At 37.5% G+C, this 23,294-nt stretch carries 27 protein-coding genes and 1 other RNA gene; 2 read left to right on the forward strand and 26 right to left on the reverse strand.

Annotated elements, in window-relative coordinates; genetic code table 11:
- Positions 1–204 precede the first annotated feature (204 nt).
- The 10 genes from purR to metG all read right to left on the reverse strand — a co-directional run bounded on the left by purR (position 205) and on the right by metG (position 10,220).
- Positions 205–1,017 (reverse strand): pur operon repressor, encoded by an 813-nt coding sequence (purR, locus tag HWQ49_RS09415; protein ID WP_188207367.1) that lies wholly within the window; start codon positions 1,015–1,017, stop codon positions 205–207.
- A gap of 71 nt (positions 1,018–1,088) precedes the next feature.
- Positions 1,089–1,943 carry a 4-(cytidine 5'-diphospho)-2-C-methyl-D-erythritol kinase gene (ispE, locus tag HWQ49_RS09420; protein ID WP_188207368.1) on the reverse strand — a complete coding sequence of 285 codons (855 nt, stop codon included), beginning with the start codon at positions 1,941–1,943 and terminating at the stop codon, positions 1,089–1,091.
- A 137-nt stretch (positions 1,944–2,080) separates the two neighbouring features.
- The gene (locus HWQ49_RS09425) at positions 2,081–2,260 is read right to left on the reverse strand and encodes a small, acid-soluble spore protein, alpha/beta type (RefSeq protein WP_188207369.1); all 180 of its coding nucleotides are present in this window, start codon (positions 2,258–2,260) and stop codon (positions 2,081–2,083) included.
- A gap of 124 nt (positions 2,261–2,384) precedes the next feature.
- Entirely contained in the window at positions 2,385–2,639 is a 255-nt protein-coding gene (gene veg, locus HWQ49_RS09430; RefSeq protein WP_188207370.1) for a biofilm formation stimulator Veg, read from the reverse strand.
- 281 nt (positions 2,640–2,920) lie between these two features.
- Complete coding sequence (gene yabG / locus HWQ49_RS09435) at positions 2,921–3,808, reverse strand: sporulation peptidase YabG (RefSeq protein WP_188207371.1); 888 nt, start codon at positions 3,806–3,808, stop codon at positions 2,921–2,923.
- A 66-nt stretch (positions 3,809–3,874) separates the two neighbouring features.
- Positions 3,875–4,750, reverse strand: a complete 876-nt coding sequence (gene rsmA, locus HWQ49_RS09440) for a 16S rRNA (adenine(1518)-N(6)/adenine(1519)-N(6))-dimethyltransferase RsmA (RefSeq protein ID WP_188207372.1) — start codon at positions 4,748–4,750, stop codon at positions 3,875–3,877.
- Positions 4,747–5,307, reverse strand: a complete 561-nt coding sequence (rnmV, locus tag HWQ49_RS09445; protein WP_188207373.1) for a ribonuclease M5 — start codon at positions 5,305–5,307, stop codon at positions 4,747–4,749. Before rnmV ends, rsmA begins: the two co-directional genes overlap by 4 nt.
- Positions 5,308–5,418: 111 nt before the next feature.
- Positions 5,419–6,627: a G5 and 3D domain-containing protein gene (locus HWQ49_RS09450; protein WP_188207374.1), complete on the reverse strand. Its 1,209-nt coding sequence runs from the start codon at positions 6,625–6,627 to the stop codon at positions 5,419–5,421.
- Positions 6,628–7,432: 805 nt separating this feature from the next.
- Positions 7,433–8,200 carry a TatD family hydrolase gene (locus HWQ49_RS09455; RefSeq protein WP_188207375.1) on the reverse strand — a complete coding sequence of 256 codons (768 nt, stop codon included), beginning with the start codon at positions 8,198–8,200 and terminating at the stop codon, positions 7,433–7,435.
- A gap of 67 nt (positions 8,201–8,267) precedes the next feature.
- Positions 8,268–10,220: a methionine--tRNA ligase gene (gene metG / locus HWQ49_RS09460; RefSeq protein WP_188207376.1), complete on the reverse strand. Its 1,953-nt coding sequence runs from the start codon at positions 10,218–10,220 to the stop codon at positions 8,268–8,270.
- Between the two features lie 274 nt (positions 10,221–10,494).
- On the opposite strand from metG, the gene HWQ49_RS09465 reads away from it, so the two are divergent.
- Positions 10,495–10,770, forward strand: coding sequence for an AbrB/MazE/SpoVT family DNA-binding domain-containing protein (locus tag HWQ49_RS09465; RefSeq protein ID WP_188207377.1), 276 nt, complete (start codon positions 10,495–10,497; stop codon positions 10,768–10,770).
- A 39-nt stretch (positions 10,771–10,809) separates the two neighbouring features.
- On the opposite strand, the gene rsmI is transcribed toward HWQ49_RS09465, so the two are convergent.
- From rsmI to HWQ49_RS09510, 9 genes are all read right to left on the reverse strand, one after another.
- Positions 10,810–11,685: a 16S rRNA (cytidine(1402)-2'-O)-methyltransferase gene (gene rsmI, locus HWQ49_RS09470; RefSeq protein ID WP_188207378.1), complete on the reverse strand. Its 876-nt coding sequence runs from the start codon at positions 11,683–11,685 to the stop codon at positions 10,810–10,812.
- On the reverse strand, positions 11,678–12,439 hold the full coding sequence (locus tag HWQ49_RS09475) for a tRNA1(Val) (adenine(37)-N6)-methyltransferase (RefSeq protein WP_188207379.1): 762 nt from the start codon (positions 12,437–12,439) through the stop codon (positions 11,678–11,680). The genes rsmI and HWQ49_RS09475 overlap by 8 nt, the downstream gene beginning before the upstream one ends.
- A 105-nt stretch (positions 12,440–12,544) precedes the next feature.
- On the reverse strand, positions 12,545–12,883 hold the full coding sequence (gene yabA, locus HWQ49_RS09480) for a DNA replication initiation control protein YabA (protein ID WP_188207380.1): 339 nt from the start codon (positions 12,881–12,883) through the stop codon (positions 12,545–12,547).
- 14 nt (positions 12,884–12,897) lie between these two features.
- Positions 12,898–13,725 carry a PSP1 domain-containing protein gene (locus HWQ49_RS09485; protein WP_188207381.1) on the reverse strand — a complete coding sequence of 276 codons (828 nt, stop codon included), beginning with the start codon at positions 13,723–13,725 and terminating at the stop codon, positions 12,898–12,900.
- Between the two features lie 6 nt (positions 13,726–13,731).
- Positions 13,732–14,721, reverse strand: a complete 990-nt coding sequence (holB, locus tag HWQ49_RS09490) for a DNA polymerase III subunit delta' (RefSeq protein ID WP_188207382.1) — start codon at positions 14,719–14,721, stop codon at positions 13,732–13,734.
- Between the two features lie 19 nt (positions 14,722–14,740).
- The gene (locus tag HWQ49_RS09495; RefSeq protein ID WP_188207383.1) at positions 14,741–15,181 is read right to left on the reverse strand and encodes a YaaR family protein; all 441 of its coding nucleotides are present in this window, start codon (positions 15,179–15,181) and stop codon (positions 14,741–14,743) included.
- A gap of 15 nt (positions 15,182–15,196) precedes the next feature.
- Positions 15,197–15,526: a cyclic-di-AMP receptor gene (locus HWQ49_RS09500; protein WP_188207384.1), complete on the reverse strand. Its 330-nt coding sequence runs from the start codon at positions 15,524–15,526 to the stop codon at positions 15,197–15,199.
- Positions 15,527–15,614: 88 nt separating this feature from the next.
- Positions 15,615–16,241 carry a dTMP kinase gene (tmk, locus tag HWQ49_RS09505; protein ID WP_188207385.1) on the reverse strand — a complete coding sequence of 209 codons (627 nt, stop codon included), beginning with the start codon at positions 16,239–16,241 and terminating at the stop codon, positions 15,615–15,617.
- Positions 16,242–16,256: 15 nt separating this feature from the next.
- Complete coding sequence (locus tag HWQ49_RS09510) at positions 16,257–17,696, reverse strand: aminotransferase class I/II-fold pyridoxal phosphate-dependent enzyme (protein WP_188207386.1); 1,440 nt, start codon at positions 17,694–17,696, stop codon at positions 16,257–16,259.
- A gap of 197 nt (positions 17,697–17,893) precedes the next feature.
- Here HWQ49_RS09510 and murB point away from each other — a divergent pair, with 197 nt between their 5' ends.
- A complete protein-coding gene (murB, locus tag HWQ49_RS09515) occupies positions 17,894–18,820 on the forward strand; it encodes a UDP-N-acetylmuramate dehydrogenase (protein WP_188207387.1) in 927 nt (308 codons plus the stop codon).
- Between the two features lie 80 nt (positions 18,821–18,900).
- On the opposite strand, the gene HWQ49_RS09520 is transcribed toward murB, so the two are convergent.
- From HWQ49_RS09520 to tadA, 7 genes are all read right to left on the reverse strand, one after another.
- Positions 18,901–19,089: a sigma factor G inhibitor Gin gene (locus HWQ49_RS09520; protein WP_188207388.1), complete on the reverse strand. Its 189-nt coding sequence runs from the start codon at positions 19,087–19,089 to the stop codon at positions 18,901–18,903.
- 137 nt (positions 19,090–19,226) lie between these two features.
- Positions 19,227–19,493 (reverse strand): pro-sigmaK processing inhibitor BofA family protein, encoded by a 267-nt coding sequence (locus tag HWQ49_RS09525; protein ID WP_188207389.1) that lies wholly within the window; start codon positions 19,491–19,493, stop codon positions 19,227–19,229.
- 76 nt (positions 19,494–19,569) lie between these two features.
- Positions 19,570–20,166 carry a recombination mediator RecR gene (gene recR, locus HWQ49_RS09530; protein ID WP_188207390.1) on the reverse strand — a complete coding sequence of 199 codons (597 nt, stop codon included), beginning with the start codon at positions 20,164–20,166 and terminating at the stop codon, positions 19,570–19,572.
- Positions 20,167–20,179: 13 nt separating this feature from the next.
- Positions 20,180–20,500, reverse strand: coding sequence for a YbaB/EbfC family nucleoid-associated protein (locus tag HWQ49_RS09535; RefSeq protein ID WP_188207391.1), 321 nt, complete (start codon positions 20,498–20,500; stop codon positions 20,180–20,182).
- A gap of 14 nt (positions 20,501–20,514) precedes the next feature.
- Positions 20,515–22,233, reverse strand: coding sequence for a DNA polymerase III subunit gamma/tau (gene dnaX, locus HWQ49_RS09540; RefSeq protein WP_188207392.1), 1,719 nt, complete (start codon positions 22,231–22,233; stop codon positions 20,515–20,517).
- Positions 22,234–22,394: 161 nt separating this feature from the next.
- Positions 22,395–22,662: signal recognition particle sRNA large type (gene ffs / locus HWQ49_RS09545), an RNA gene on the reverse strand.
- 105 nt (positions 22,663–22,767) lie between these two features.
- Positions 22,768–23,235: a tRNA adenosine(34) deaminase TadA gene (gene tadA, locus HWQ49_RS09550; protein ID WP_223155101.1), complete on the reverse strand. Its 468-nt coding sequence runs from the start codon at positions 23,233–23,235 to the stop codon at positions 22,768–22,770.
- Positions 23,236–23,294: the final 59 nt, after the last annotated feature.

The raw sequence follows: 23,294 nt of genomic DNA on the forward strand, positions 1-23,294 counted from the left end.
TCACCACCTTTTAGATAACTACTGACAATATAAGTGCATAAGCCTTATTATCTTATTAAAACACACAAAAGAAGATATAAGACTCTCAATTATTTGATTCAACACATGATATAAAAATCCTGCATAAATCTTAAAAAATTTTAAAATTTTAAATTTTTGTAAGTTACTATTTTCCAATCTAACCATTTCTAGTGAAATTTATACTCATAAAAATAAGTTTCCCGGTACAATTTTAATCCTTTGTAAACGCTCATCCACTTCCTGAACCTTTAGTAAAGAAATGTAATCATTAATTCGGCGCTCTTCATCTTCATCTTCAGCCTCAGCTAAAACACCGATTCCTTGGACTGTTGCATTAAATTCTTTCATCAAACTAATCATTCCTTGAATAGTCCCTCCAGCTTTCATAAAGTCATCGATGATGACAACATTTGATCCTTCAGGTATGCTACGTTTCGCTAACACCATCGTTTGAATCTTTTTGGATGAACCAGATACGTAATTAATGCTAACTGTCGAACCTTCAGTGACTTTAGGGTCTCTTCTAATAATAACAACAGGTACATTCAACATCTCTCCAACTGCATACGCCAAAGGGATTCCTTTGGTAGCTACAGTCACTATATAATCAATCTCTTGATCCTTAAAAGAAGACGCAAAGATTTTACCAATTGTTCTAACCCAGTTAAGGTCCCCTAGCACATCACTCATATAAATATAACCACCTGGTAGTATTCTTGCAGGGTCTTCAAGCACTTCAATTAATTGACTGATAAAGGATTTGCTATTGTCCAAACTAAAATCGGGTATGTATCTAACACCACCTGCAGCACCTGCAGTTGTTTCAAGCTTACCAATCCCAAGATTTCTAAACATATGATCAATGATATCAATATCCTCACTGATTGATGATTTAGCTGCCTGAAACGTTTCAACAAAATAAGGTAATGAAGTTAATGTTCTAGGATTTTCTTTAAAATGATGTGTCATTGCGACAATTCTTTCACTTCGTTTCATTTTTCCACCTCAAAAGCCGAATAATTTACACCAATATATCATTTATTATCTGTTTTTTCTATCCTACGGCTTCATGAAGAACCTAAGGACCTAACCACATAAACTTCAGAACAAAACCCTCTAAGGCTATTATAGATTCTTTCAGCTTTAGTCTCTTGAACCGTTAAAGCAAAAACTGTAGGGCCACTGCCACTCATTAACACCCCTTCAGCATCTGATTTGACCATCCGTTCTTTAATATGAGCAATCTCCTTATGCATATCAATCGTAATTGGCTCTAATACATTCTCCAAGTACTTACACACCTGATTGAAGTTTTCCTCTTTCAATGCGGATAGTAATGAATTCGTCTTGGGATGCTTTAATTCATTTAAATTGACCCGGGAATAAACCTCCTTTGTGGAAACGCCGATATTAGGTTTAGCTAATACGACATAGCAAGAAGGAAGTGGTGGAATCTCTTGTAACTTCTCGCCCCTCCCTCTAGCAAGCTGTGTTCCACCCTTTATACAAAATGGGACATCTGAGCCGATCTCCTCACCAATCTGCTCCATTTCTTTACTAGTTAGTCTTTGGTTAAATAAACGATTCATTCCCCTGATTGTTGCCGCTGCATCACTACTACCACCTGCTAAACCAGCAGCGACAGGGATATTTTTATCGATAATAATTCTAACTCCGTCGGTTATGTTGGTTTTCTTCTTAAATAGCTCAGCTGCCTGATAAGCCAAGTTGCGACGATCATCAGGAACATAACGGCTTTCAGACTCAATCACAATTTTATTTTCATTTAATCGTTCAAACGTTAATCGATCATATAAATCAATCATCGTCATAACCATTTCAACTTCATGATAGCCGTCATCTCGTTTATGTAATATATCTAGTGTTAAGTTAATCTTTGCTGATGCCTTCTCAAAAATCACTTGTGATCACCTACTGTTTTTATTATCAACGTGATTGTACCATAAGGGAATTCATAAGCCTATTCTCATTTAAACTTATCATACACAAAAAGAGGTAGGCCTAAAAGACCTACCTCTTAATTATTTACCAACCTTGCTTACTGTTGGTCCTTTTCCATTTGTTGCTGTGCCATCTCAACTGCCCGTTTCACCATGTTACCTGCATCGCGTGATTTGATGCCGCCCCAACCTTCTTTTTGTACCGTGTCGTAAAAACCTAACTCTTTTGCGATCTCTTCTTTCAAACGATCAGACATAACGCCCTTACGTCTACTCAATGATCACAACCCCTTCTGTCGTGTTTTACGACAAACTTAGTATATGTACATTTGAAAGTTAAACACATGGTAAGAGTTGAGGGGCTTAGCAAAAAAAGTAACGCAGTAAATTTACTGCGAGAAATTAAGCCATCTTGGTGATTTCATCTGTGAAGGTAATTTTTACAGTCTCTGTTAAAACATCTGCATAGCTGTAAGAAACACGTTCAAATGAATGTTCATCCTGATCTAGTTCAACAATAAAAACTGATGGATAAGTTTCTGCTAAAACTCCACAACGTTCAATGGTCTTACGTCTTCCACCATTTGCCTCAAGCGTTAAACGTTGACCAATCTTCACATCTAATGCTTGTTTAATTTCACCCAATGTTTTTCCCATTAGACTCCACCTCACTGTTATTAAATATAACATAAATCTGCCTCTTAGTCAAAAATAATTTTTCATTATACCAATATTGTGGCGACTATGTCAACAATATATCTATTCCTTTTCATAACTTTACCCAATTGACATAAATCATACATGTTTATACATAATTTAAGAAAAAGATGACTGAATATGTCAAAGAAAGTTGAATAAGTCAAATAAAAAACACCTAATGAAAATTAGATGTTTAAGGAATACTATATAACAAGGTGAAGTCTAAAGGGATTTATAGGTTATTCTTTTGATTTTTCATTAGTAACCGGTAACCCTTTCATATAAGGTAACCCTACTCGGAATAATCCCCGAGTTTCAATACCACCAATCCCTTTTTCACGTGTAATGGTTTTGTTAATGACATCATAAAGGTCTACTTTTTCCATAAAAGGGGTATAACCAATTTTAGCGATTACATAAACAGGATCTAAAGCATGGATATTGATTCTGGTAGGTGAGCTCGCGAAGTTTGCCCCTGCTTTAATCAACGACTCAAAATGAGATTGACATGCACCTGCAAAGATCACTAACTGATCTAAGCTAGGGATTAATCTTCTTGCTTCTCGAACAGTTTCTACAAAATATTTGCTATTTCGGTAAGCACGAATGTCTTCTTCATCACCCTTTTGTTTTGAGTAAGAATCGTGACCTGTAATAACCAAAATATCGGGTTGGACCTTTTTCATTAGTTCTTGAATTCGATTTGGCATCTCTGATTCTTCAACATGAATTCCATGCACCTGAAGTCCCAACCTCTTATACAACATGACACATTTTTTTAAAAATAAGGCGTCTCCATCAACATGAAGAACTTTAGGACAGAGCTGAAATTGAGTGACCTCATCTTCTGAATTAGATGTTGGCTGGACATGATCGCGAAATGAACGTAGGTAATAATCTTGTCTGAACATTCGATAAGATGTCGCTTCCTTCTCACGGACCTTCTCTTCAAGCTGTTGCCTTTCCCCTTCATCAACCCGCTTCAAATCGTCTAAAGGGGCATCTGCTTTTAAGCGAAAATTTTCACCGAACAACACTGCCTTATCCTTTGAGATCGATTGAACTCTAAATAATAAATCATGATTATATGAATAACGTGTGACGACTACACCTTTATGCATATCCATCCTGTTCTCCCTTTCAATTTAAAGAGTCTTCTCTTATACGATATTGAATAGGAGAACAGATTGTGCCTAACTACGAAGATATATTTCAAACGTATTAGCTAAATCAGCAAATTCTTTTAGTGATAACGACTCACCACGTCGAGTTGGGTCAATTCCAGACTGAGTAAAAGCCTCATCAATTTGCTCTGTTGTCAGTTGATCTTTATACGCACTTTTCAAATTATTTTTCAGTGTTTTACGTCTTTGTGCAAAACTGGCCTTAACTAATTCAAAATAAAAATCCTCGTTATGGACCATGACTGGTGGTTGTTCACGTTTAGTTAGTTGTAAGATGGCCGAATCAACGTTAGGCTGTGGCATAAAGCAAGATTTAGGTACGGTCATAACCACTTTTGAAGTCGTATAATACTGAACAGCAATAGATAGCGATCCGTATTCTTTTGTGTTTGGTTCTGCTGCCATTCTTGCTGCTACCTCTTTTTGCATCATGACAGTAATAGATTTAATTGGCAAATTTTCCATTAGTAATTTCATTAAGATCGGTGTAGTAATATAATATGGTAAATTAGCAACAACATGAACTTGGACATCTGAGCCGACATGTTCATGAATAAAGCCTTTTAAATCGGCTTCTAAAATGTCTTGGTGAAGAACCGTCACATTATGGTAAGGTTGAAGCGTATCTTTTAAGACATCAATCAAACGGCCATCAATCTCAAAAGCATATACATATTTAGCTTGTCTTGCCAATTGTTCAGTTAACGCTCCTATACCCGGTCCAACTTCTATGACGACATCATCTTTTTGTACCCCTGCTTTACTTACAATATTCTCCAATATATTGACATCGATGAGGAAGTTTTGCCCTAAGCTTTTTTTTAATGAAAGATGGTGTTGTTCCATGATTTCCTTTGTTCTTGAAATAGTTGCAATTGGCTTCATCCTAAATTCTCCTCTGCAATAATCTCTTTCATTGTGCTCTCAAACAGCCTAACGTCAATCTGAAACATATTCAATCGTTTCTCTAATTGCTTAGCATTAGCATACCCTATTCGTAAACGGTCTCCTAAAAGCTTACGTCTGCTTTTGGCAGCTTGGCCACCTATTAAACCATACTTAATCAAATACGGTTTCCAATTAACCTCTACGGTTTCGATGTCTTCTCTTATTCGATGTACTGCACCTAATGCTTCTTGGATATCTTCTACGCTGGCATGCTCAACACCTAAGCCGTTGTGACTTTTGGCTTTTTCCTTTTGTAGAAATGCATGTTTACAGCCAGGAACACGTTCATCGATTATGCGCCTAATCCTTTCGCCTGGATAGTCTGGGTCGGTAAATACGATGACCCCTCGTTTTTCCTGAGCGTGCTTGATCTGTCTAATCGTTTCATCATTAATTGCTGAACCATTTGTTTCGATGGTTTCTGCATCGACTGCTAGTTTTATTCTCACTGTGTCGTCCTTACCTTCAACGACTATCACTTCATTTATTCGCAATTTTACTGTTCCTCTCTGGATAAATATGACTTTATAGATTAACAAAAATAAAGGATAATCCGACTATACGGTCTTAGTATAGCAAGATTATCCTAGAACTAAAATTAATATTTATTCAATTACGCGAACCTGAACTGTTCGATAACCCCAACGCATCGCTTCCTGGTGCGAGTCAACTAAAATATCAATCTTATGCCCCTTTATAGCTCCACCGGTATCTAAAGCAATCGCTTCGAAGGTTTCTGTAGGTGTCTTCACTTCAACGATTGAATATAATGGAATGACTTCTGGGTCAACCGCAACGATTCGCATGCCATTATAATAAATGGAATCAGATACATCGACACCAGTTGCTGTGATCCCGGTACATCCACTTGGACAAAAAGCCGTATATTTTGTAGCTGTAAACTCCTCAAATTCACCAGATTTTGCTGAAGCTTGTTGGACTGGAGCTTTTGTTCCCTCAGCCACAACTCGGTTGGTACTATTTTCAACCACTTCCTCGTCAACTAACTCCCGAGATACAACTTCACCATTTTCTTTAGTGACTTCATACTCTTGGACCTTCTTACCTTCTTGACCTCGTTGTACCACTTCGCTTTCGCCACGAAGCATCGAGCTGTCACTTTGTGTTTCCGTTTCAAACGGAACACTTTCTTCTACTGTTTCATAATCTACAGTAACACGAACAATCTCAATTGAACGGTGGTCTCTAACTTTTTCAGTTGGCTCAACATTTAAACGGTCATGTTCACCAAGTTCTATACCTTCTTGGTTTAATAAATCTTGGACTGTTTGATTAGTTACCATTTTGGTGGATTCTTCCCCTCCATCATTAATGGTAACTTCAAATGATGTAGCGATAGCAATGTGCATTTGATCAGTAATCGAATCATTTAATGATACCGAAAGATCGTCATGCTCCTCTACATCAATTCCTTGTTCATCCAAAAATTCCTCTACTGTATTTTCTGTTGTGTAGTAATGATCAGTTTCCTGGTCAATTGTCACAACGACTTCATTAGCTTCTTTATATTCAATATCCATTTGATCTTCAATTGCTGTATCTAAATCAGCGGATAGATAGTCATGTTCTGAAACGTCTAAATCTATTTCATCTAATAATTCACTAACCGTATCCGCTCTGGTCACGATTGACTGTTCTTCTCCGTCTATAACTACCGAAACCTCAGCAGTCATAGAATCATAGATAAAGTAAGCAATTGAGGCTAAAACTAAAGCAGTCGCGAACAAGGTGAGGGCTATTTGTTTAATACTAAAACGTTTTAAGCCCGATTTCGCCTGTTCCGTACTTATCATAAATAGGCCTCCTTCATACGCAATAGATTATAGGCACCATAGACTAATAAGTCAAACATAAACTAGTTAAAATAATGTTACAAATCGATTACATAAGTATATTTAAGGAGATTTAATAGATTTTTTGGTACCTATTAGCATAGTTTCCAAAACAGGCCTCTTTCATACGTACGTGCAAGGTTTTAAATTATGACAACTTGTTTGAAAAATATTGATCGTATGTTAAAAATAATATGATGTTCAGTAACACTCTTATTGATGGTTGAAGTGCTATAACTCGCTCCAGCAGAATACTCCACTTTTACGCGAACACGGCTGAAGCCTCTTCTCGCCCTCACTAAAAACGTTCGGTCTGTGGGGACATCACGCACGTGTTGTTTTCACACGCATAGGACGAATTTGTGTCGGTGATGCCACAGGACGTGGCGTTTTCACCGACCAGGAGTCTACGTATTCTGCCTTCGCTAGTGATGATTTTCCAATTAATGTTATCTTTTGATTAGTCGGTGCTTTTCAATGACGTTTTGGACTTCACACGATGGGAAAACGTTATTGGGGGTACTTCTCGATGACATTTTGCTCTTTTCATGAGGGCAAATCGTCATTGAAGCCACTTCTCGATGACATTTTGCTCTTTTCATGAGGGCGAAACGTCATTGTGACCACTTCTCGATGACATTTTGCTCTTCTCATGAGGGCGAAACGTCATTGTGACCACTTCTCGATGACAATTCACCCCACCAAGCTGCTCATAACGTCATTGAGTCCGACACAAAGCTTAGTTAATGAACTTCATCCGAATCAATTACCCGATCTTAAATAATCGCTTGGCGTTTTCCGTAGTATGTTGCGCCACTTCTTCAAGAGAAATCTCTTTCAGCTCGGCGATCTTTTCAGCAACTAACTTAACATAAGCTGGTTCATTCCGTTTTCCACGATTAGGGTGTGGAGCTAAAAAAGGACAGTCTGTTTCAATCAATAATCGATCTAAAGGTACTTCTTGAGCAACGACCTTGGGATCTGTTGCATTTTTAAACGTTACCGGGCCACCTAATGAGATGTAAAAGTTCATATCTAAGCATTCCCTTGCATACTCAACGACATCATTGTAACAATGCATAATGCCACCTATTTCCTGGGCGTTTTCTTCTTTTAAAATTTGTACAATATCCTCTGTTGCTTCACGATTGTGAATAATAATCGGCATATTCACTTTTTTAGCTAGAGCAATTTGCTCTCTAAATACTTGCTTTTGAACATCCTTTGGTGATTTATCCCAGTGGTAATCAAGGCCCATCTCACCTATTGCAACAACTTTAGGGTGAGCGCTTAACTCTTCAATCCAGCCAAGGTCTTCTTCTTTCATATCGACTGCATCCACTGGGTGCCAACCAATCGCAGCATAAATAAAATCGTATTGTTCAGCAATTTCTATGGCTAATGGGATCGTTTTACGGTCAAAACCTACTACAACCATATGGGTTACACCAGCTTCTTTAGCTCGTTCAATCACTTCATCACGGTCTTCCATAAATTGATCGGCATTTAAATGTACATGTGTATCAAATAACATAACTTACACTCCTCCAAGTATAAAAATACAAATAAAAGGGAACGATCGCACGCTCCCTTTGTTAAATTTATTTAATTGCTGTTCCGTTTGGTAAGGTTTGATCGACAGTTGCAAGTGATAGGTTTCCATCATCATCTTCTCCAGCCAGAATCATACCTTCAGAAAGCTCACCACGTAGTTTAGCCGGCTTTAAGTTTGCTACACAAATCACTTTGCGACCAACTAGTTCCTCTGGTGTGTAGTGTTCAGCTATTCCTGAGATCACTTGACGCTTTTCTTCACCTAAGTCAATTTGGATTTTCAATAATTTATCAGCCTTTTTCACTTTTTCAACATGAATCACTTCAGCTACGCGGAAATCAACTTTAAAAAAGTCATCAATCGTAATTTCATTGGATTCCTCTTTTTGATCCTCTTCCTTTTTCGCTGGTGAATTATTAGTCATCATATCCTTAATCGCTTGTACCTCTTCCTCGGTCTCTAGACGAGGGAAAATAGGCTTACCTTTCTTCACGACTTGACTATCTTTCACCAGATCAAACTGATCTAAGCTATCCCATGTTTTCAGTGAATCTTCCTGAATACCTAACTGGTTAAACACCTTGTGAGGCGTTGAGGTTAAGAAGGGCTGTAACATAATAGCAATTTGGCGTAATGACTCCACTAAGTGTGCCATGACATTACCTAGACGGTCTTTTTGTGATTCGTCTTTTGCTAATACCCAAGGTTCATTTTCATCGATATATTTATTGGAACGGCTGACAAACTGCCATAGAGTTGATAATGCTACAGAAAACTCCATGTTCTCCATCGCTTCTTCGACATTTCCCCTCGTTTGCTTAGCCAGTTCAATTAAGCTTGTATCATACTCAGTTTCATTTAACCTAATAGTTGGAATCTGCCCGTCAAAGTACTTATTGATCATCGCAACTGTTCGATTTAGTAAGTTTCCTAAATCATTGGCTAAATCATAATTAGAACGTTCAACGAAAGCCTCTGGCGTAAACACCCCATCAGAACCGAATGGGACTTCACGTAATAAATAATAACGTAAAGAGTCAAGGCCGTAACGATTAATTAGATCAACTGGGTCGACGACATTTCCTTTCGATTTAGACATCTTACCATCTTTCATTAATAACCAGCCATGAGCGAACACTTTCTTCGGCAATGGTAAATCCAAGGCCATTAGCATAATTGGCCAATAAATAGTATGGAAGCGAACGATCTCTTTACCGACCAAGTGAACATCGGCTGGCCAAAACTTCTGATAGCGCTCGTCATTATCTGTGTTATAACCTAGTGCGGTAATATAATTTGTTAACGCATCGATCCAAACATAAATCACATGCTTAGGATCTCCAGGTACTTTAATACCCCAATCAAATGTTGTACGAGAAACGGCTAAATCTTCTAATCCAGGTTTAATAAAGTTACTAATCATTTCATTTTTACGGCTTTCAGGTTGAATAAATTCCGGGTTGTCTTCGTAAAACTGGATTAAACGATCGACGTATTTACTCATCTTAAAGAAGTAAGATTCTTCTTTCACATTTTCTACTGCTCGGCCACAGTCAGGGCAATTCCCTTCATCTAATTGACGTTCAGTGAAAAATGATTCACAAGGTGTACAGTATGAACCTTCATATTCATCTAGGTAAATATCACCTTGCTTCACCAATTGATCAAAAATCTTTTCAACGACATCCTTATGACGCTGTTCTGTTGTACGAATAAAATCGTCATAAGAGATATCTAGCTTACTCCATAAATCTTGAATACCACTTACGATTTCATCCACATACTGTATCGGGGTGACTCCATCTTCTTCTGCCTTACGTTGAATCTTTTGACCATGTTCATCCGTCCCAGTTAAGAACATGACATCATACCCTCTTAATCGTTTATAACGTGCCATTGCATCACCAGCGACTGTCGTATACGCGTGACCAATATGTAAATTGCCACTTGGATAATAAATAGGTGTTGTCAAATAGAACGTCTTATTTTCTTCTGGCATTACTATACCTCCTATATATAACTTAAGCTTATTAACACTTATAAAATCGTAAAATTATGACTAAGTACTATTGTAACGATTTTTTGCCATATTTTCCATTATAAATCGTTTTATCACCACACTTTAGCAATCTATTTATTTAACATTGAACATTGTTTAAAAATGAAACATTTTTTTACATTTATGACTTTAATTAATTGACTAAACAATTAAAGAATGGTAAATTAAGGTGCGAAAGATAGCGAAATTCTATGATCGAGAGGGGAGAAAGAGAATGAAATCAACTGGTATTGTGAGAAAAGTAGATGAGTTAGGGAGAGTCGTCATTCCTATTGAATTGCGTCGCACATTAGACATAAACGTAAAAGACGCTCTAGAAATCTATGTTGATGATGACCAAATCGTACTTAAGAAATACCAACCTAACATGGCTTGCCAGATAACTGGTGAAATCTCAAACGATAACATTTCTGTTGGGGATGGCAATATCGTGCTAAGTAAAGAAGGCGCGCAAAAGCTAATCGATGAGATTCAAAACAAAATCAATTAAACATAAGTAACTTAGGGGCTACTAATATAGTTAGCCCCTTTAATTATGAAATTCCTGATAGACTTCTCGACTAGACATCCCACGGTCTGAAGCCACTTTCTTCACGGCAGACTTCGTTTTCAGCTGCTCTTTCTCCATATAATGCTCGACATGTTGAATAAGTGTTAAGCCTTTCCACCAGCTATGATCCTCATCTGGATAACCTTCAGATGGTTCAACAATAATACAAAATTCGCCTCTTAGCTGTGATTCATTCTCATCAATCCACCTTTTAACCTCGTCGATCGAACCACTAATATATTCTTCAAATTTCTTCGTTAACTCTCTAGCAAGTGTAACCTTTCGTTCGCTAGAATATACATCTTCCATGGTTCCTAGCGTCTTCTTTACGCGATAAGGTGATTCATAAAAAATCAAGGTGTGCTTTCCCTGATCCAACTCTTCTAAAGTCTCGGTAAGCTCTTTTTTCTTCTTCGGTAAAAAGCCGTAAAATGTAAAAGAATACGCAGAGATTCCTGATCCAACTAATGCGCATAAAGCCGCATTTGCTCCAGGTAAAACAACAACATCCAAATCGGCCTCTCTCGCCTTTTTTACTAACCCATAACCAGGGTCTGAGATCATTGGCATCCCAGCATCACTAACAAGAGCGACTGAATTCCCACTTCTAATCCATTCGATTAATTCTTGTTCACGACTTTCTTGACTGTGCTCATGATAACTTAATAATCGCTTTTCAATTTCGAAATGATTTAGTAACTTTTTAGTCTGTCTCGTGTCCTCACAAGCAATTAAATCCACCTCTTTAAGAATTCGCAATGCTCGAAGGGTAATATCTTCTAGGTTTCCAATCGGTGTAGGGACAATATAGAGCTTGGCTCGATCTTGTCTAAAACTTCTTTGCACCTTAACCATGTTCAGGGCTCCCTTCCTCACCATATAAAATTTTAGTCATTTCAGGCGTATAATTGCCATTATCTTCGTGTATGAAAATAGGTGGTTCCACCTTCAATTCAGGATTCCCGTCTTTGGCAAATTCAATTAAAATGATATTCGCGTCTTTATGAAGTTTAGGGTAGACGAACTGAAGTCGCTTAACCTCTAAACGATGTTCCTTTGCGACTGTCACAATTTCAGTCAATCGACTTGGTCGGTGGACCATTGACACTTTCCCACCTGATTTAACTAATTGACTACAAGCTTTTAATACATCATTTAAATCGCAGTAGATTTCGTGCCTAGCGATTTTTAAATGTTCATTTTGATTCATTTTATCTGGGGCTGTTGTTTTAAAATAAGGGGGATTACATGTGATTACATCAAACTTTTGCTTAAAATAACTGGCCACCTCTCGCAAATCACCGTGAACCATCTCTATTTGTTCCTCTAACCCATTTAATTCAACATTCCGAACAGCCATATCATATAATCGTTCCTGTAGTTCCACACCTACCATCTTTGCTTGCGACCGTTTAGAAAGGAATAGGGGGATCACACCATTACCGGTACACAAATCCAGTACTCTCCCACGCTTAATTGGCAAATAAGTAAACTCAGACAGAAGGACAGCATCCACAGAAAATGAAAACACTGTTGGACTTTGAATAATTCTTCTTTTCCGATCAGCTAGTAAATAATCAATCCGTTCGTCACCTTTTAACTCCGTCATCTTAGTTTGTCCTTTCAAGTATGATCAATAGTCATTTTCATTAAAACACATCCTTTGCTACACATAAAACAGTAGCAAAGGATGTGATCAACCATACCTATATGATTAGTTAAAAAACTTTAAACAAAACATACAATCTTCTTCAGCACGAGGAGTTCCAAAATAAACATGACAAATATGAAAACCTTCCTCATAAATTCGCGCTAAATTATCATATCCCTCTCCTACGCGCTTTGAATGCTGTTCATCATTCGCACCTTTTGAATCACCTTTATGTGTTAAGTCTTCTAAACGTTGATGTAAATGATGGTTTTCATGTGCTAGCTGATGATTTTCTTCCATTAGCTGAACGAGGTCGTTTTTCAATAATGAAAAATCCTTCTGTAAGTCTTCAAACTGCTTCTCTAAATTTGAAAAACGGTCTAAAACTTCTTTTTTATTCACGAACACCCACCTCATTATTCTGTGGCTGGAACGGAAATCGCCCCTTCATCAATTAACTCATCTAAAGTATATTCAATCACACGTTCCATTTCAGATAATTCAACTTGTACTAATCGTTCTAACATATTTAAACCGACGACCTTACCAGAGCCACGAGCAGTTGATAAACTCTCTCCAATGTCCGGTAACTCTTGCTTAGCTTCTTCATACATATCATTTTCATATTTCAAGCAACACATTAATCGGCCACATAAACCTGAGATTTTAGCTGGATTTAGCGATAGATTTTGGTCCTTAGCCATTTTAATTGAAACTGGTTCAAAATCACCTAAGAACGTTGAACAACATAGCATGCGACCACACGGACCAATTCCACCTAACATTTTAGCTTCATCACGTACACCAATTTGCCTTAGTTCGATACGTGTTTTAAACACCGCCGCTAAATCTTTAACTAAATGCCTGAAATCGACACGACCATCTGCAGTGAAATAAAAGATGATCTTATTTCGGTCAAATGTATACTCAGCATCAACTAGGTTCATATCTAATTGATGTTCTCCGATTTTTTCCACACAGACATCAAAGGCTTCTTCTGTCAGCTCGTTATTTTCACTTACAGTTAGCTTATCCTTTTCATCCGCGATACGAATAACCTTCTTAAGTGGTAAAACGACATCTTCCTCATCCACTTGCTTATTAGGAATCACGACTTTACCAAACTCAACTCCCCGAACAGTCTCAACAATAACATAATCCTCTGTTGTCAGCTGATCATCCCCGGGGTCAAAATAATATATTTTACCCGCTTTCTTAAAGCGAACACCAATAACCTCTAACAATCTATATCACCTCTGCAAATGAAGGACTAAATGTTCCATTGCAAGTGTATTGTGCACGTTGTAGGCTAGCCTGCGTTTGGTTTGTAATAACTCATAGACACATGTCTTCGCTTCACCCAGCGATAAAACATATTGATATTTCTCCAACCGACTATGTTGATCCGTTAATACAACCATGTCCTTTCGATCTAAATGATATGAAATGATATCCTGATACCACAATAATAATAGATCGATTCCTAACTCTTGTTGGCTTCGCTCTTGAAAATGATTTAACCACACTTGATGGAGAAATAAATAGCCTTCTTCTTTAGGATTCATCACTCTATCTATTAATTGTATCACTATTCTTCTTGCTTCGGCAAACCAAGTATTTCTATTCCACTCTATCGCCTGATTGAGGTCTAAATTTAACGCAGCAAATATATTAGCTGTCGATTCAGGAATCTCTTCAGAAATAAATTGATTAAAGAGGTGATCGTAAGTTAAAGACTGAAATTGAATTCGTTGACACCTCGAATTAATCGTATTAAGGATGGAACTCACATTATCTGTTAACAAGATAGCAATGGTATCACGACTAGGTTCTTCCAGAAATTTGAGTAGACGGTTAGCCGCATTGACTGTCATTTTCTCAGCTTCAGATAAGATGTATACTTTTTGGTTAGACTCCATACCCGTATATGTGAATTCTTTTTGTAGATATTCAATTTGGCCTTTTTTGATCGACTGGCCTTCTGGTTCAATCCAATGGACATCAGGATGATTACCTGATTGTATTCGTTTGCAAGCACGACAGCTCTGACAAGGCTCACTCGTTTCTTGGTTCGCTTCACAAAAATATCGCATGGCAAATAAAAGACTGGCTTCTTTCTTGCCAGTCCCTTGTGGCCCATGAAATAAATACGCGTGAGCCATTCTATTCTTTTCAATGCTATTTTTCAGCATTCGTGTAGCTACTGGCTGTAATTTTTCTAACTCTACCCACGTCGTCATATCCATCATCCTGTCTTGATTAGGCATATAAATTCATCAATAGTCCTTTAATCTCACCAATCACATTTAGTACATCAATCGACTCTTTCTCTTGGTCAATCACATCATCTGTCAGTTGAATGAGTTTATCATCTATTTGTTTGACAAGAGTTAACGTACGGTTTCCACCGTCCATATCCCAGCTTCTTGACTGTTCAAGTTCTAATCCGTAATTAACTGCCTCTTGGATAAATTGACGTACCATTCGCTTATATTTTCCAAGATCTTGAAATGAACGGAACTTCGCTACCTTCTCACCTTGCTTCGTTAGATCATTAAGAAGACGGCTTAGTTCACTTTCTTTAAGCTTTTGCGTCTCTTGTCCAACAACCTTTTGGAACGATGGCATTGAGCCAGGCTTCTTTACATTATTCTTTTGTGAGGCTTCTAATTGTGATCGTATATCCTGGCTAATCTTCATACCTAACACTCCTAATTAGAACTGATGGAAAGCATCTACTGGTAACACAAAAACGGTTGCGCCACCAACTTCAACTTTCACAGGTTTGGGGATATAAGAATCGGCATTCCCACCCATTGGTGAAATCGGTGCAACCATTTGATCTCGATGACTGCAGTTATCTTTGATAATCTCGAGTGCCTGATCAACGTGGTCTTCTTCACAGCCAATCATGATCGTAGTATTACCTTCCTTTAAGAACCCACCACTAGATGCGAGTTTAGTTGACTTAAAGTTCCCTTCAGATAAAGCATCGGTCAACCGATTTGAATCCTTATCCTGAATAATCGCAAGGATTAATTTCATCCTTTTCCTCCTCAAATATTTTTATCACCATAAAGGTGCATTTTCTACTATTATAACAAGTTGTCAGATTTTTTAGCACTCATTTTGTTTATTTTAAAAATCCTTTAATCGTTTTTTCACAAACTTGTTTAACATGACTTAGGTCTTGGTTAGCATCTATTGCTGTAATACGTTCCGGGAATCTCGTTTTTAGGTGCTTATAAGCTTCATAAACTTTCTGGTGAAAATCTAGTTTCTCTAAATCTAACCGGTTTTGCTCTCTTGATTGATTATCGTGTATTCTCTCTAAACCAACTTGTGGATCTAACTCAAATAAAATAGTCAAATCAGGCATACGGTCTTCAATCGCAAATTGATTAATTTGAAAAACTTCATCAACACCAATCCCTCTAGCATAGCCTTGATAAGCTAGACTACTATCGATAAAACGATCACATAGTACAATCTTACCTGCTTCTAATGCGGGAATCACTCGCTCAACTAAATGCTGTCTTCTAGCAGCTGCATACAGTAATGCTTCTGTTCGTCCATCCATGGCAGTATGTTTCGTATCAAGAATGATTTCACGAATTTTCTCCGCTATTTCAATTCCACCGGGTTCACGAGTAGTGATCACTTCGTACCCAGATAGCTCCATTTGATCTGCTATATATTTTAATACCGTTGTTTTTCCTGCACCTTCTACACCTTCAAAAGTAATAAATAATCCACTCAAAACGTTAGCTCCTCTTCACTCTTCTTTATAAACAACCATTCCTTGTTTAAGTCGCTCTAGCATTCCTGAGTATTGAACATAATGATCCTTATGTAGTGAGTCCTTAATTAAAGTAATCACTTGTTCACTAATTCGTTCACCTTTTAATAAAACCGGAATTCCTGGAGGATATGGGGTAATTGTTTCAGCTGCAACTCTTTCTATAGCTTGCTCCCAGTTAACCCACTCCGTTTCCAATTGACTTAAACCTTGATAAGAATATGGAAGTCCTTGAATTGAACTGTTTTCCCATTTACTTTTATCTATTTTATCATCTTTTTTTAAAAAAGGTATGCTACTTTCTTCTTGAATAAGTTGTTTTAAATGGAGAATCAGATCTTGATTATCACCTAAACCATGAATTAAAAGTAGCTGATTATTATCTACCATCTCTGCATGAATGCCTATATGATAAAGGTGATGATACCATGCCCCCATATCCTTCGTATTAGAAGTAATCGTTATTTTTAAAGGGTCATCTACACCATAACGTATAGGTAAAACTTTTAATGATTCCAATTGCTCAAAAAAACTTCTGACTTCTTCTACCTGTTTTAACGTACGGGTTTTCTGTTCTTCTGTAAAGGTGGCAATATAATTCCGAGCTAGATCTAAAGAAGCCATAATTGGGTATGAGGGACTGCTAGATTGAACCATCTGCAAATAATACTTAATTTGTGTTAAACTTACTCGACTAGACTGAACATGTAAATAGGAGCCCATCGTCATAGCTGGTAAGGTTTTATGAGCAGAATGAACAACTATATCAGCTCCACAATCAATTGCTGACTGAGGAAATGGTGATCCAAGAGCAAAGTGAGCCCCATGCGCCTCATCAACTAAAACAGGTAGATCATAGGTATGAACTTCTTCAATCACAGACATTAAATCATAAGTTGTTCCGTAATAATCTGGATAAGTTAAGATAACTGCTTGAACATCCGGGTGTTGTTTAATAGCTTGCTTTACTGTCTGAACGTTTAAATATGAATATCGAGACACCTCAGAATCGTATTCTGGAGTAATAAACACTGGCTTTGCACCACTGAGCTCAAGTGCGTGCATAATTGACTTATGACTATTTCGCTGGACTAACACCTTCTCACCCTGCTTGCAAACACTTAACACCATGGCAAGATTTCCTGAGGTTGATCCATTAACGAGAAAGAATGTTCGATCAACACCATAATAATGAGCGGCTAACTGTTCAGCTTTAAAAATCGCATCTTCAGGTTGATGTAAATCATCTAAATAAGGAAGTTCCGTTAAATCATAAGCTAGTAGTTCCTTAAATGGCTCATTGTAGCCTTCTGGAAAAACTTTACCACTTTTATGACCTGGAACATGAAATGATATCGGCTTCTTTCGAACGTGAGATTCCAAACGATCAAACAATGGAGTTTGGTATTGGTTCATAAACTTTCATCCTGACTAATAAATCTTTACTATTTTTATTGTACACATAAAAAAATACTTTGAACATGTTATATTAAAGGTAAGCAATTTTTAAAAATTGATAATGATTACCAATAAAAAGTGATAAAATAGTATGTACCATTTAGGCACATATTTATAATTTAACTCTAAGATAAATATTAGAGGTGATATGAATCATGTTAAATAACCAATCGATTCACCATAAACTAAGTGAAATATTATTACAAGAAAACATATTGGTCGATGAACCGTTAAACAACCACACTTATACAAAGTTAGGTGGGCAGGCTGATTTCTTTGTTACACCTACTACTTATGAAGCCGTCCAACAAGTTGTTAAGTTAGCCAATGAGCTAGAATTACCTTTCACCCTTCTTGGTAACGGATCAAATTTAATTGTTAAAGATGGTGGCGTACGAGGAATCGTCCTTAGCTTAAAAAAACTCGATCAAATTACCACAGAAGGTAACGAGATGATAGCACAAAGTGGAGCGCGAATTATTGATGCGTCAAGAAAAGCGCTAGATGAAGAACTAACGGGATTAGAATTTGCATGTGGAATTCCAGGAACTGTTGGTGGAGCCCTATTTATGAATGCAGGCGCTTATGGTGGTGAAATTAAAGACGCCCTTAAAGAAGCGGTTGTCGTTGATCGCCAGGGTAATTTATTAACCCTACCAGCTGATGCCTTTGATTTACAATATCGACATAGTAATATACCTGAAAAAGGCTATATCGTTTTAGAAGCTTTGTTTGAACTAAAACCTGGAAATTATCAGAATATTAAAGACGTTATGGATGATTTAACTTATAAACGGGAATCAAAGCAACCATTAGAATACCCTTCTTGTGGCAGCGTCTTTAAACGACCACCTGGCTATTTTGCTGGTAAATTGATTCAGGACAGTGGCCTTCAAGGTAAAGGAGTCGGTGGAGCAGAGGTTTCCACTAAGCATGCCGGCTTTATTGTTAACAAAAACAATGCCACCGCAACTGAATATATAAAATCAATCGAAATGGTCCAAAAAACCGTCAAAGAGAAGTTTGGCGTTGACTTAGAACGTGAAGTAAGAATTATTGGTGAAGATCCAAATAAAGATTAAATGTAAAAAAGGAAGCTAGCGTTTAGCTTCCTTTTTCATATTTATAATATAAGGGGAGGTTATCTAGTTAATATATGAATCTAATTCACTTGATCTTGTAAACACTTTGACTTCATCCGATCAATGTAAAACTGATACATTTCATCCTCAGGGTCCGTCTTAAGCATTTCCTTCTCACAGCTTGTACAAATAAAACTAACAAATAAATTAATTCCTTCTTGTTTCCATTCATCGCAAATCTGACAACGTTTCATAGATTGTTGGTCCATCATTTCCCCACCTCCATAATCTAGTGTGGGCAGATTGATAGATTCTTATACATATAAAAATCATCTTTTTTAAAGTAACGCTGAATTTGATAGGCAAATAAAAAGAGATGCTTTCCTGAGCATCCCTCTCACTTTACTTATGGTAAGACTAGAAAATGGATCGCAACTAATGCCCCCACTCCAAATATTCCAAGAAAACCTGCAATTAATGAAGTAAATAAATTAATTGGAATGTGTAAGCCAAACATTGATCCAAATACGTTGGCAAAAAAGATAAACAACGCACCAATGATGACCCTTAGCACACCTTTTGAAACCCATTGCATAAATTTAAGAGGTGGCCCAAAGAACAGTAACAATACGACCAAGGCTAAAAAAGCTAAAGTTATAACTATTGGATCCATCATCGAACTCCTTTCGCTTGTCCTACTAATACGCTATGATAGTTGCCTATCTAGTAGAACAAAAAAAGAAATTCTTTTATAAATCACGCCGTCCTTCCAGCGCTTTTGATAAGGTAACCTCATCTGCATATTCCAGATCGCCGCCCACTGGTAGTCCGTGAGCAATTCGTGTAATCCGAATACCTGATGGCTTAACGAGCCTGGAGATATACATGGCTGTAGCTTCGCCTTCGACATTAGGATTTGTTGCTAAAATTAATTCCTCAACTTCTTCATCTTTTAATCGTTCAATTAAGGATGATACATTTATATCTTCAGGTCCAATACCTTCCATCGGGGAAATGGTTCCATGTAGGACATGGTATTTACCACGGAAATCTTTCATCTTCTCCATAGCAATCACATCTTTAGGGTCTTGAACCACACAAATAATAGATTGATCTCGTTCCTTATCCCCACAAATACTACATGGATCTTGATCGGTAATATGTCCACAAACTGTGCAGTGAGTTAATTCACGTTTAGCGTTAACTAGTGATTTGGCAAAGTCCAAAACATCGTCTTCTTTCATATCTAATACAAAAAAAGCCAGGCGAGCGGCTGTTTTTGGACCTATGCCTGGCAGCTTTGTAAAGCTATCAATTAGTTTTGTAATCGGTTCAGGGTAATACATATGTTGATGCCTCCTAGAACATTCCTGGCATATTCATACCTTTCGTAAACTGTCCCATTTTTTCATTAGTTGTATCATCTACTTGCTTTAACACATCATTAGTAGCAGCAATAATTAAATCTTGTAGCATCTCGACATCATCTGGGTCGACAACTTCTTCATTGATTTCAATATCAGTTATTTCCTTTTTTCCGTTTGCGATGATTTTAACCATTCCACCACCTGCTGTTGCTTCAAACGTCATCTCATGGAGTTCATCTTGTGCTTTCATCATTTTCTTTTGCATCTTCTGCATTTGTTTCATCATATTATTCATATTGCCCATCCCTTTCATATCTAACATCCTCCTTAAGATTCTTTAACTTCTACAAGCTCGTCTCCTACTAATTTTTTAGCTTCTAAGACGAGGTCTTCATCTTCCTCTACACCCTCTGGTGCCTCATCCGTTTGACTTTCAGGTGATTCTTCTTGTGACTGATGACTGAGGAAGTCTTCTCTAATCGATTGCCACTCATCTTCAGGAATTGGAATCATCGTTAATCTCTTACCAAGGAACTCTGCTAACGCAGCCTCAACCATTTCTTGATTTTCTTGGATTAATGAACAATGAATTTCATATTTAAAAGCCAAGATTAACGATTGAGAAGATGCTGCTTTAGGCTGGCTATTAACTAGTTTAGCATGTGCAGGTGGACTTGTCTTTTTTAGTCCTTCCATAAACTTCGCCCAATTAGTCTTCACTGTTTGAATATCTTCCTTAGTAGCAGCAGATAAGGTTTGCCGGACCTTCTCGTAAGGTATCTTATAATTATTTTGCTTAGATGGTGTCTTCTTTTTTTCTCGATTAGGTGGTTGTTCAACCTGCTCAGATGATCTATTAGATTGTTTTAACTCATTTAATTCTTTTTGTAAATCGGCAATTTGTTGCAATAGTTCTGGAGAAGCAGTGGTTGTTTGATCACTTTGTATGGCTTTATTTGTTACGATCTCTTGAATATTTAATAGCGCTACTTCCACTAAAATTTTGGGGCTATTTGTCCATTTAATATCTTGTTGTGTTTGGTTTAAAATTGCGATTGCTTCTTCAAGCCACTCAGTTGATAACTGCTGACTAACTTGTTCAAATTGCTCATTTGGAATTGCCCTGACTAATGCTTCTTCCATATTATCAGCACTATTAAACATGTAAAGGTCGCGCATAAAATGGATGAAATCAAATACGAAACGACTTGGGTCTTTCCCTTCTTGCATCATGTCATCTAATAATGAAAGGGCTTTTTTCCCGTCTTTATTGACTAAGGATTCAACCATTAAAAGCAACTGTTCTTGAGCAATTGATCCTGTTACTGCTAAGACATCTTGCATATGAATTTGACCATCTTCACTATATGCGATCGCCTGATCTAATATACTAAGTGCATCTCGCATACCACCTTCTGCCGACAGACCTACATGGGTCATAGCATGCTCTTCATAACCAATACCTTCTTCATCTAATATTCGTTTAAGTCTTTCAACTATAGCTTGTTGTGATATACGTTTAAAATCAAATCGTTGGCAACGAGAGATAATGGTTAGTGGAATTTTGTGTGGCTCTGTTGTTGCTAAAATAAAAATAACATGTGCTGGTGGTTCTTCTAATGTTTTTAGTAATGCGTTAAAAGCACCAGTTGATAGCATATGAACTTCGTCAATAATGTAAACTTTATAATCGACTGAGCTTGGCGCATACTTAACTTTATCACGAATTTCACGAATATCATCCACACCGTTATTTGAAGCTGCATCAATTTCAATAATATCGGAAATGGATCCATCCTGAATTCCTCGACAAGCATGACACTCACCACATGGTTCTTTAACAGGGGCCTTCTCACAATTGATTGCTTTAGCAAATATCTTTGCTGCACTTGTCTTACCAGTTCCTCTAGGTCCTGTAAATAAATAAGCATGAGCTACCTTCGACTGTTCAATTGCATTTTGTAAAGTTCTAGTGATATGTACCTGGCCAACAACATCTTGAAACTGCTGTGGTCGCCAAACACGATACAAAGCTTGATACGCCATGGACATAATCTCCTTTTAGTTCTCTTTTTCATTATAACCGATACGAATAAGACATTTCAAAATGAATGAAGAGAATTCGCTCATAAATAGCTGCCTTCCTTAATGACGAAAAAACTCACCTGCTAAGATACAGGTGAGTGTTGATTATCTGAGTATGTACGCCGTGCACCCGTCTTTGATAAAGTAACCCATAAGCGTTACGCAAGATCCTAGCTCGGTCCAGGTAACCCTGCGACACACGAGAATGACCGCTTACTGCTGCTTCCTTCCGGACCTGACAGGATTCACGGGTTCTCGTTGCACAGGACCCAAACGTCAACACTATTCACTTACGGCAGACCTTAAAATTACTTTACCTCAGACGGGAATTCAGCCCCACTATAGCGGATTGTGGGTAACAGGGCACCGCTACCTCCCCACCTAGCACGGCAAGTGTTTTTATTGATGCGCTTTTTTGAGCGCATATACAAGTATATTATTTTTCACCTAAAAATGCAATGCTAAAGGCGAACCAATATTTTCTTTCTTAGTGAATTATTTTTGTTTCTTTTGTTCTCTTAACTTTTGAAAGAAATCCGTTAATAGTAAAGAACATTCCTCTTCTAGAACACCCTGTACAACAGTTGATTGATGATTAAACCTCGATTCATCTAGTAAATTCATTATCGTACCAACACAACCTGCTTTCGGGTCACTTGCACCATACACTACATGTGGAATTCTTGATTGCACAATTGCCCCTGCACACATAGGGCACGGTTCAAGAGTTACATAAAGTGTACAGTCTTCTAACCTCCAACTTCCAATTTGTTGATTAGCTTCTTCAATCGCTATAATTTCGGCGTGTGAAGTACTTTTTTGGGAACTCTCTCTTTGATTATACCCTGTTGCAATCACCTGTTGATGATGAACGATTACAGCTCCAATTGGGACTTCTCCTTTTCTCTCTGCCTTTTTGGCTTCCTCAATTGCTAGCTTCATAAAGTATTCATCCACGATCATCACCTCTTTTATGCAGGAACGTCCTGTGCTTTTATGCATATCTATATAAACTGACACAT

The sequence above is a fragment of the Alkalibacillus aidingensis genome, from assembly GCF_014595945.1.
In the GTDB taxonomy this organism is placed as follows: domain Bacteria; phylum Bacillota; class Bacilli; order Bacillales; family Alkalibacillaceae; genus Alkalibacillus; species Alkalibacillus aidingensis.

Coding starts and splice junctions, on each gene's coding strand:
- HWQ49_RS09525 (WP_188207389.1), bottom strand. CDS start 19,493: ATGGATCCAATAGTTATAACTTTAGCTTTTTTAGCCTTGGTCGTATTG.
- tadA (WP_223155101.1), bottom strand. CDS start 23,235: ATGATCGTGGATGAATACTTTATGAAGCTAGCAATTGAGGAAGCCAAA.
- recR (WP_188207390.1), bottom strand. CDS start 20,166: ATGTATTACCCTGAACCGATTACAAAACTAATTGATAGCTTTACAAAG.
- HWQ49_RS09475 (WP_188207379.1), bottom strand. CDS start 12,439: ATGACGGAGTTAAAAGGTGACGAACGGATTGATTATTTACTAGCTGAT.
- purR (WP_188207367.1), bottom strand. CDS start 1,017: ATGAAACGAAGTGAAAGAATTGTCGCAATGACACATCATTTTAAAGAA.
- HWQ49_RS09510 (WP_188207386.1), bottom strand. CDS start 17,696: ATGAACCAATACCAAACTCCATTGTTTGATCGTTTGGAATCTCACGTT.
- HWQ49_RS09535 (WP_188207391.1), bottom strand. CDS start 20,500: ATGAAAGGGATGGGCAATATGAATAATATGATGAAACAAATGCAGAAG.
- yabG (WP_188207371.1), bottom strand. CDS start 3,808: ATGGATATGCATAAAGGTGTAGTCGTCACACGTTATTCATATAATCAT.
- HWQ49_RS09450 (WP_188207374.1), bottom strand. CDS start 6,627: ATGATAAGTACGGAACAGGCGAAATCGGGCTTAAAACGTTTTAGTATT.
- HWQ49_RS09455 (WP_188207375.1), bottom strand. CDS start 8,200: ATGTTATTTGATACACATGTACATTTAAATGCCGATCAATTTATGGAA.
- metG (WP_188207376.1), bottom strand. CDS start 10,220: ATGCCAGAAGAAAATAAGACGTTCTATTTGACAACACCTATTTATTAT.
- veg (WP_188207370.1), bottom strand. CDS start 2,639: ATGGGAAAAACATTGGGTGAAATTAAACAAGCATTAGATGTGAAGATT.
- rsmI (WP_188207378.1), bottom strand. CDS start 11,685: ATGGTTAAGGTGCAAAGAAGTTTTAGACAAGATCGAGCCAAGCTCTAT.
- HWQ49_RS09520 (WP_188207388.1), bottom strand. CDS start 19,089: ATGGACCAACAATCTATGAAACGTTGTCAGATTTGCGATGAATGGAAA.
- dnaX (WP_188207392.1), bottom strand. CDS start 22,233: ATGGCGTATCAAGCTTTGTATCGTGTTTGGCGACCACAGCAGTTTCAA.
- murB (WP_188207387.1), top strand. CDS start 17,894: ATGTTAAATAACCAATCGATTCACCATAAACTAAGTGAAATATTATTA.
- HWQ49_RS09465 (WP_188207377.1), top strand. CDS start 10,495: ATGAAATCAACTGGTATTGTGAGAAAAGTAGATGAGTTAGGGAGAGTC.
- rsmA (WP_188207372.1), bottom strand. CDS start 4,750: ATGAAGCCAATTGCAACTATTTCAAGAACAAAGGAAATCATGGAACAA.
- holB (WP_188207382.1), bottom strand. CDS start 14,721: ATGACGACGTGGGTAGAGTTAGAAAAATTACAGCCAGTAGCTACACGA.
- HWQ49_RS09500 (WP_188207384.1), bottom strand. CDS start 15,526: ATGAAATTAATCCTTGCGATTATTCAGGATAAGGATTCAAATCGGTTG.
- HWQ49_RS09495 (WP_188207383.1), bottom strand. CDS start 15,181: ATGAAGATTAGCCAGGATATACGATCACAATTAGAAGCCTCACAAAAG.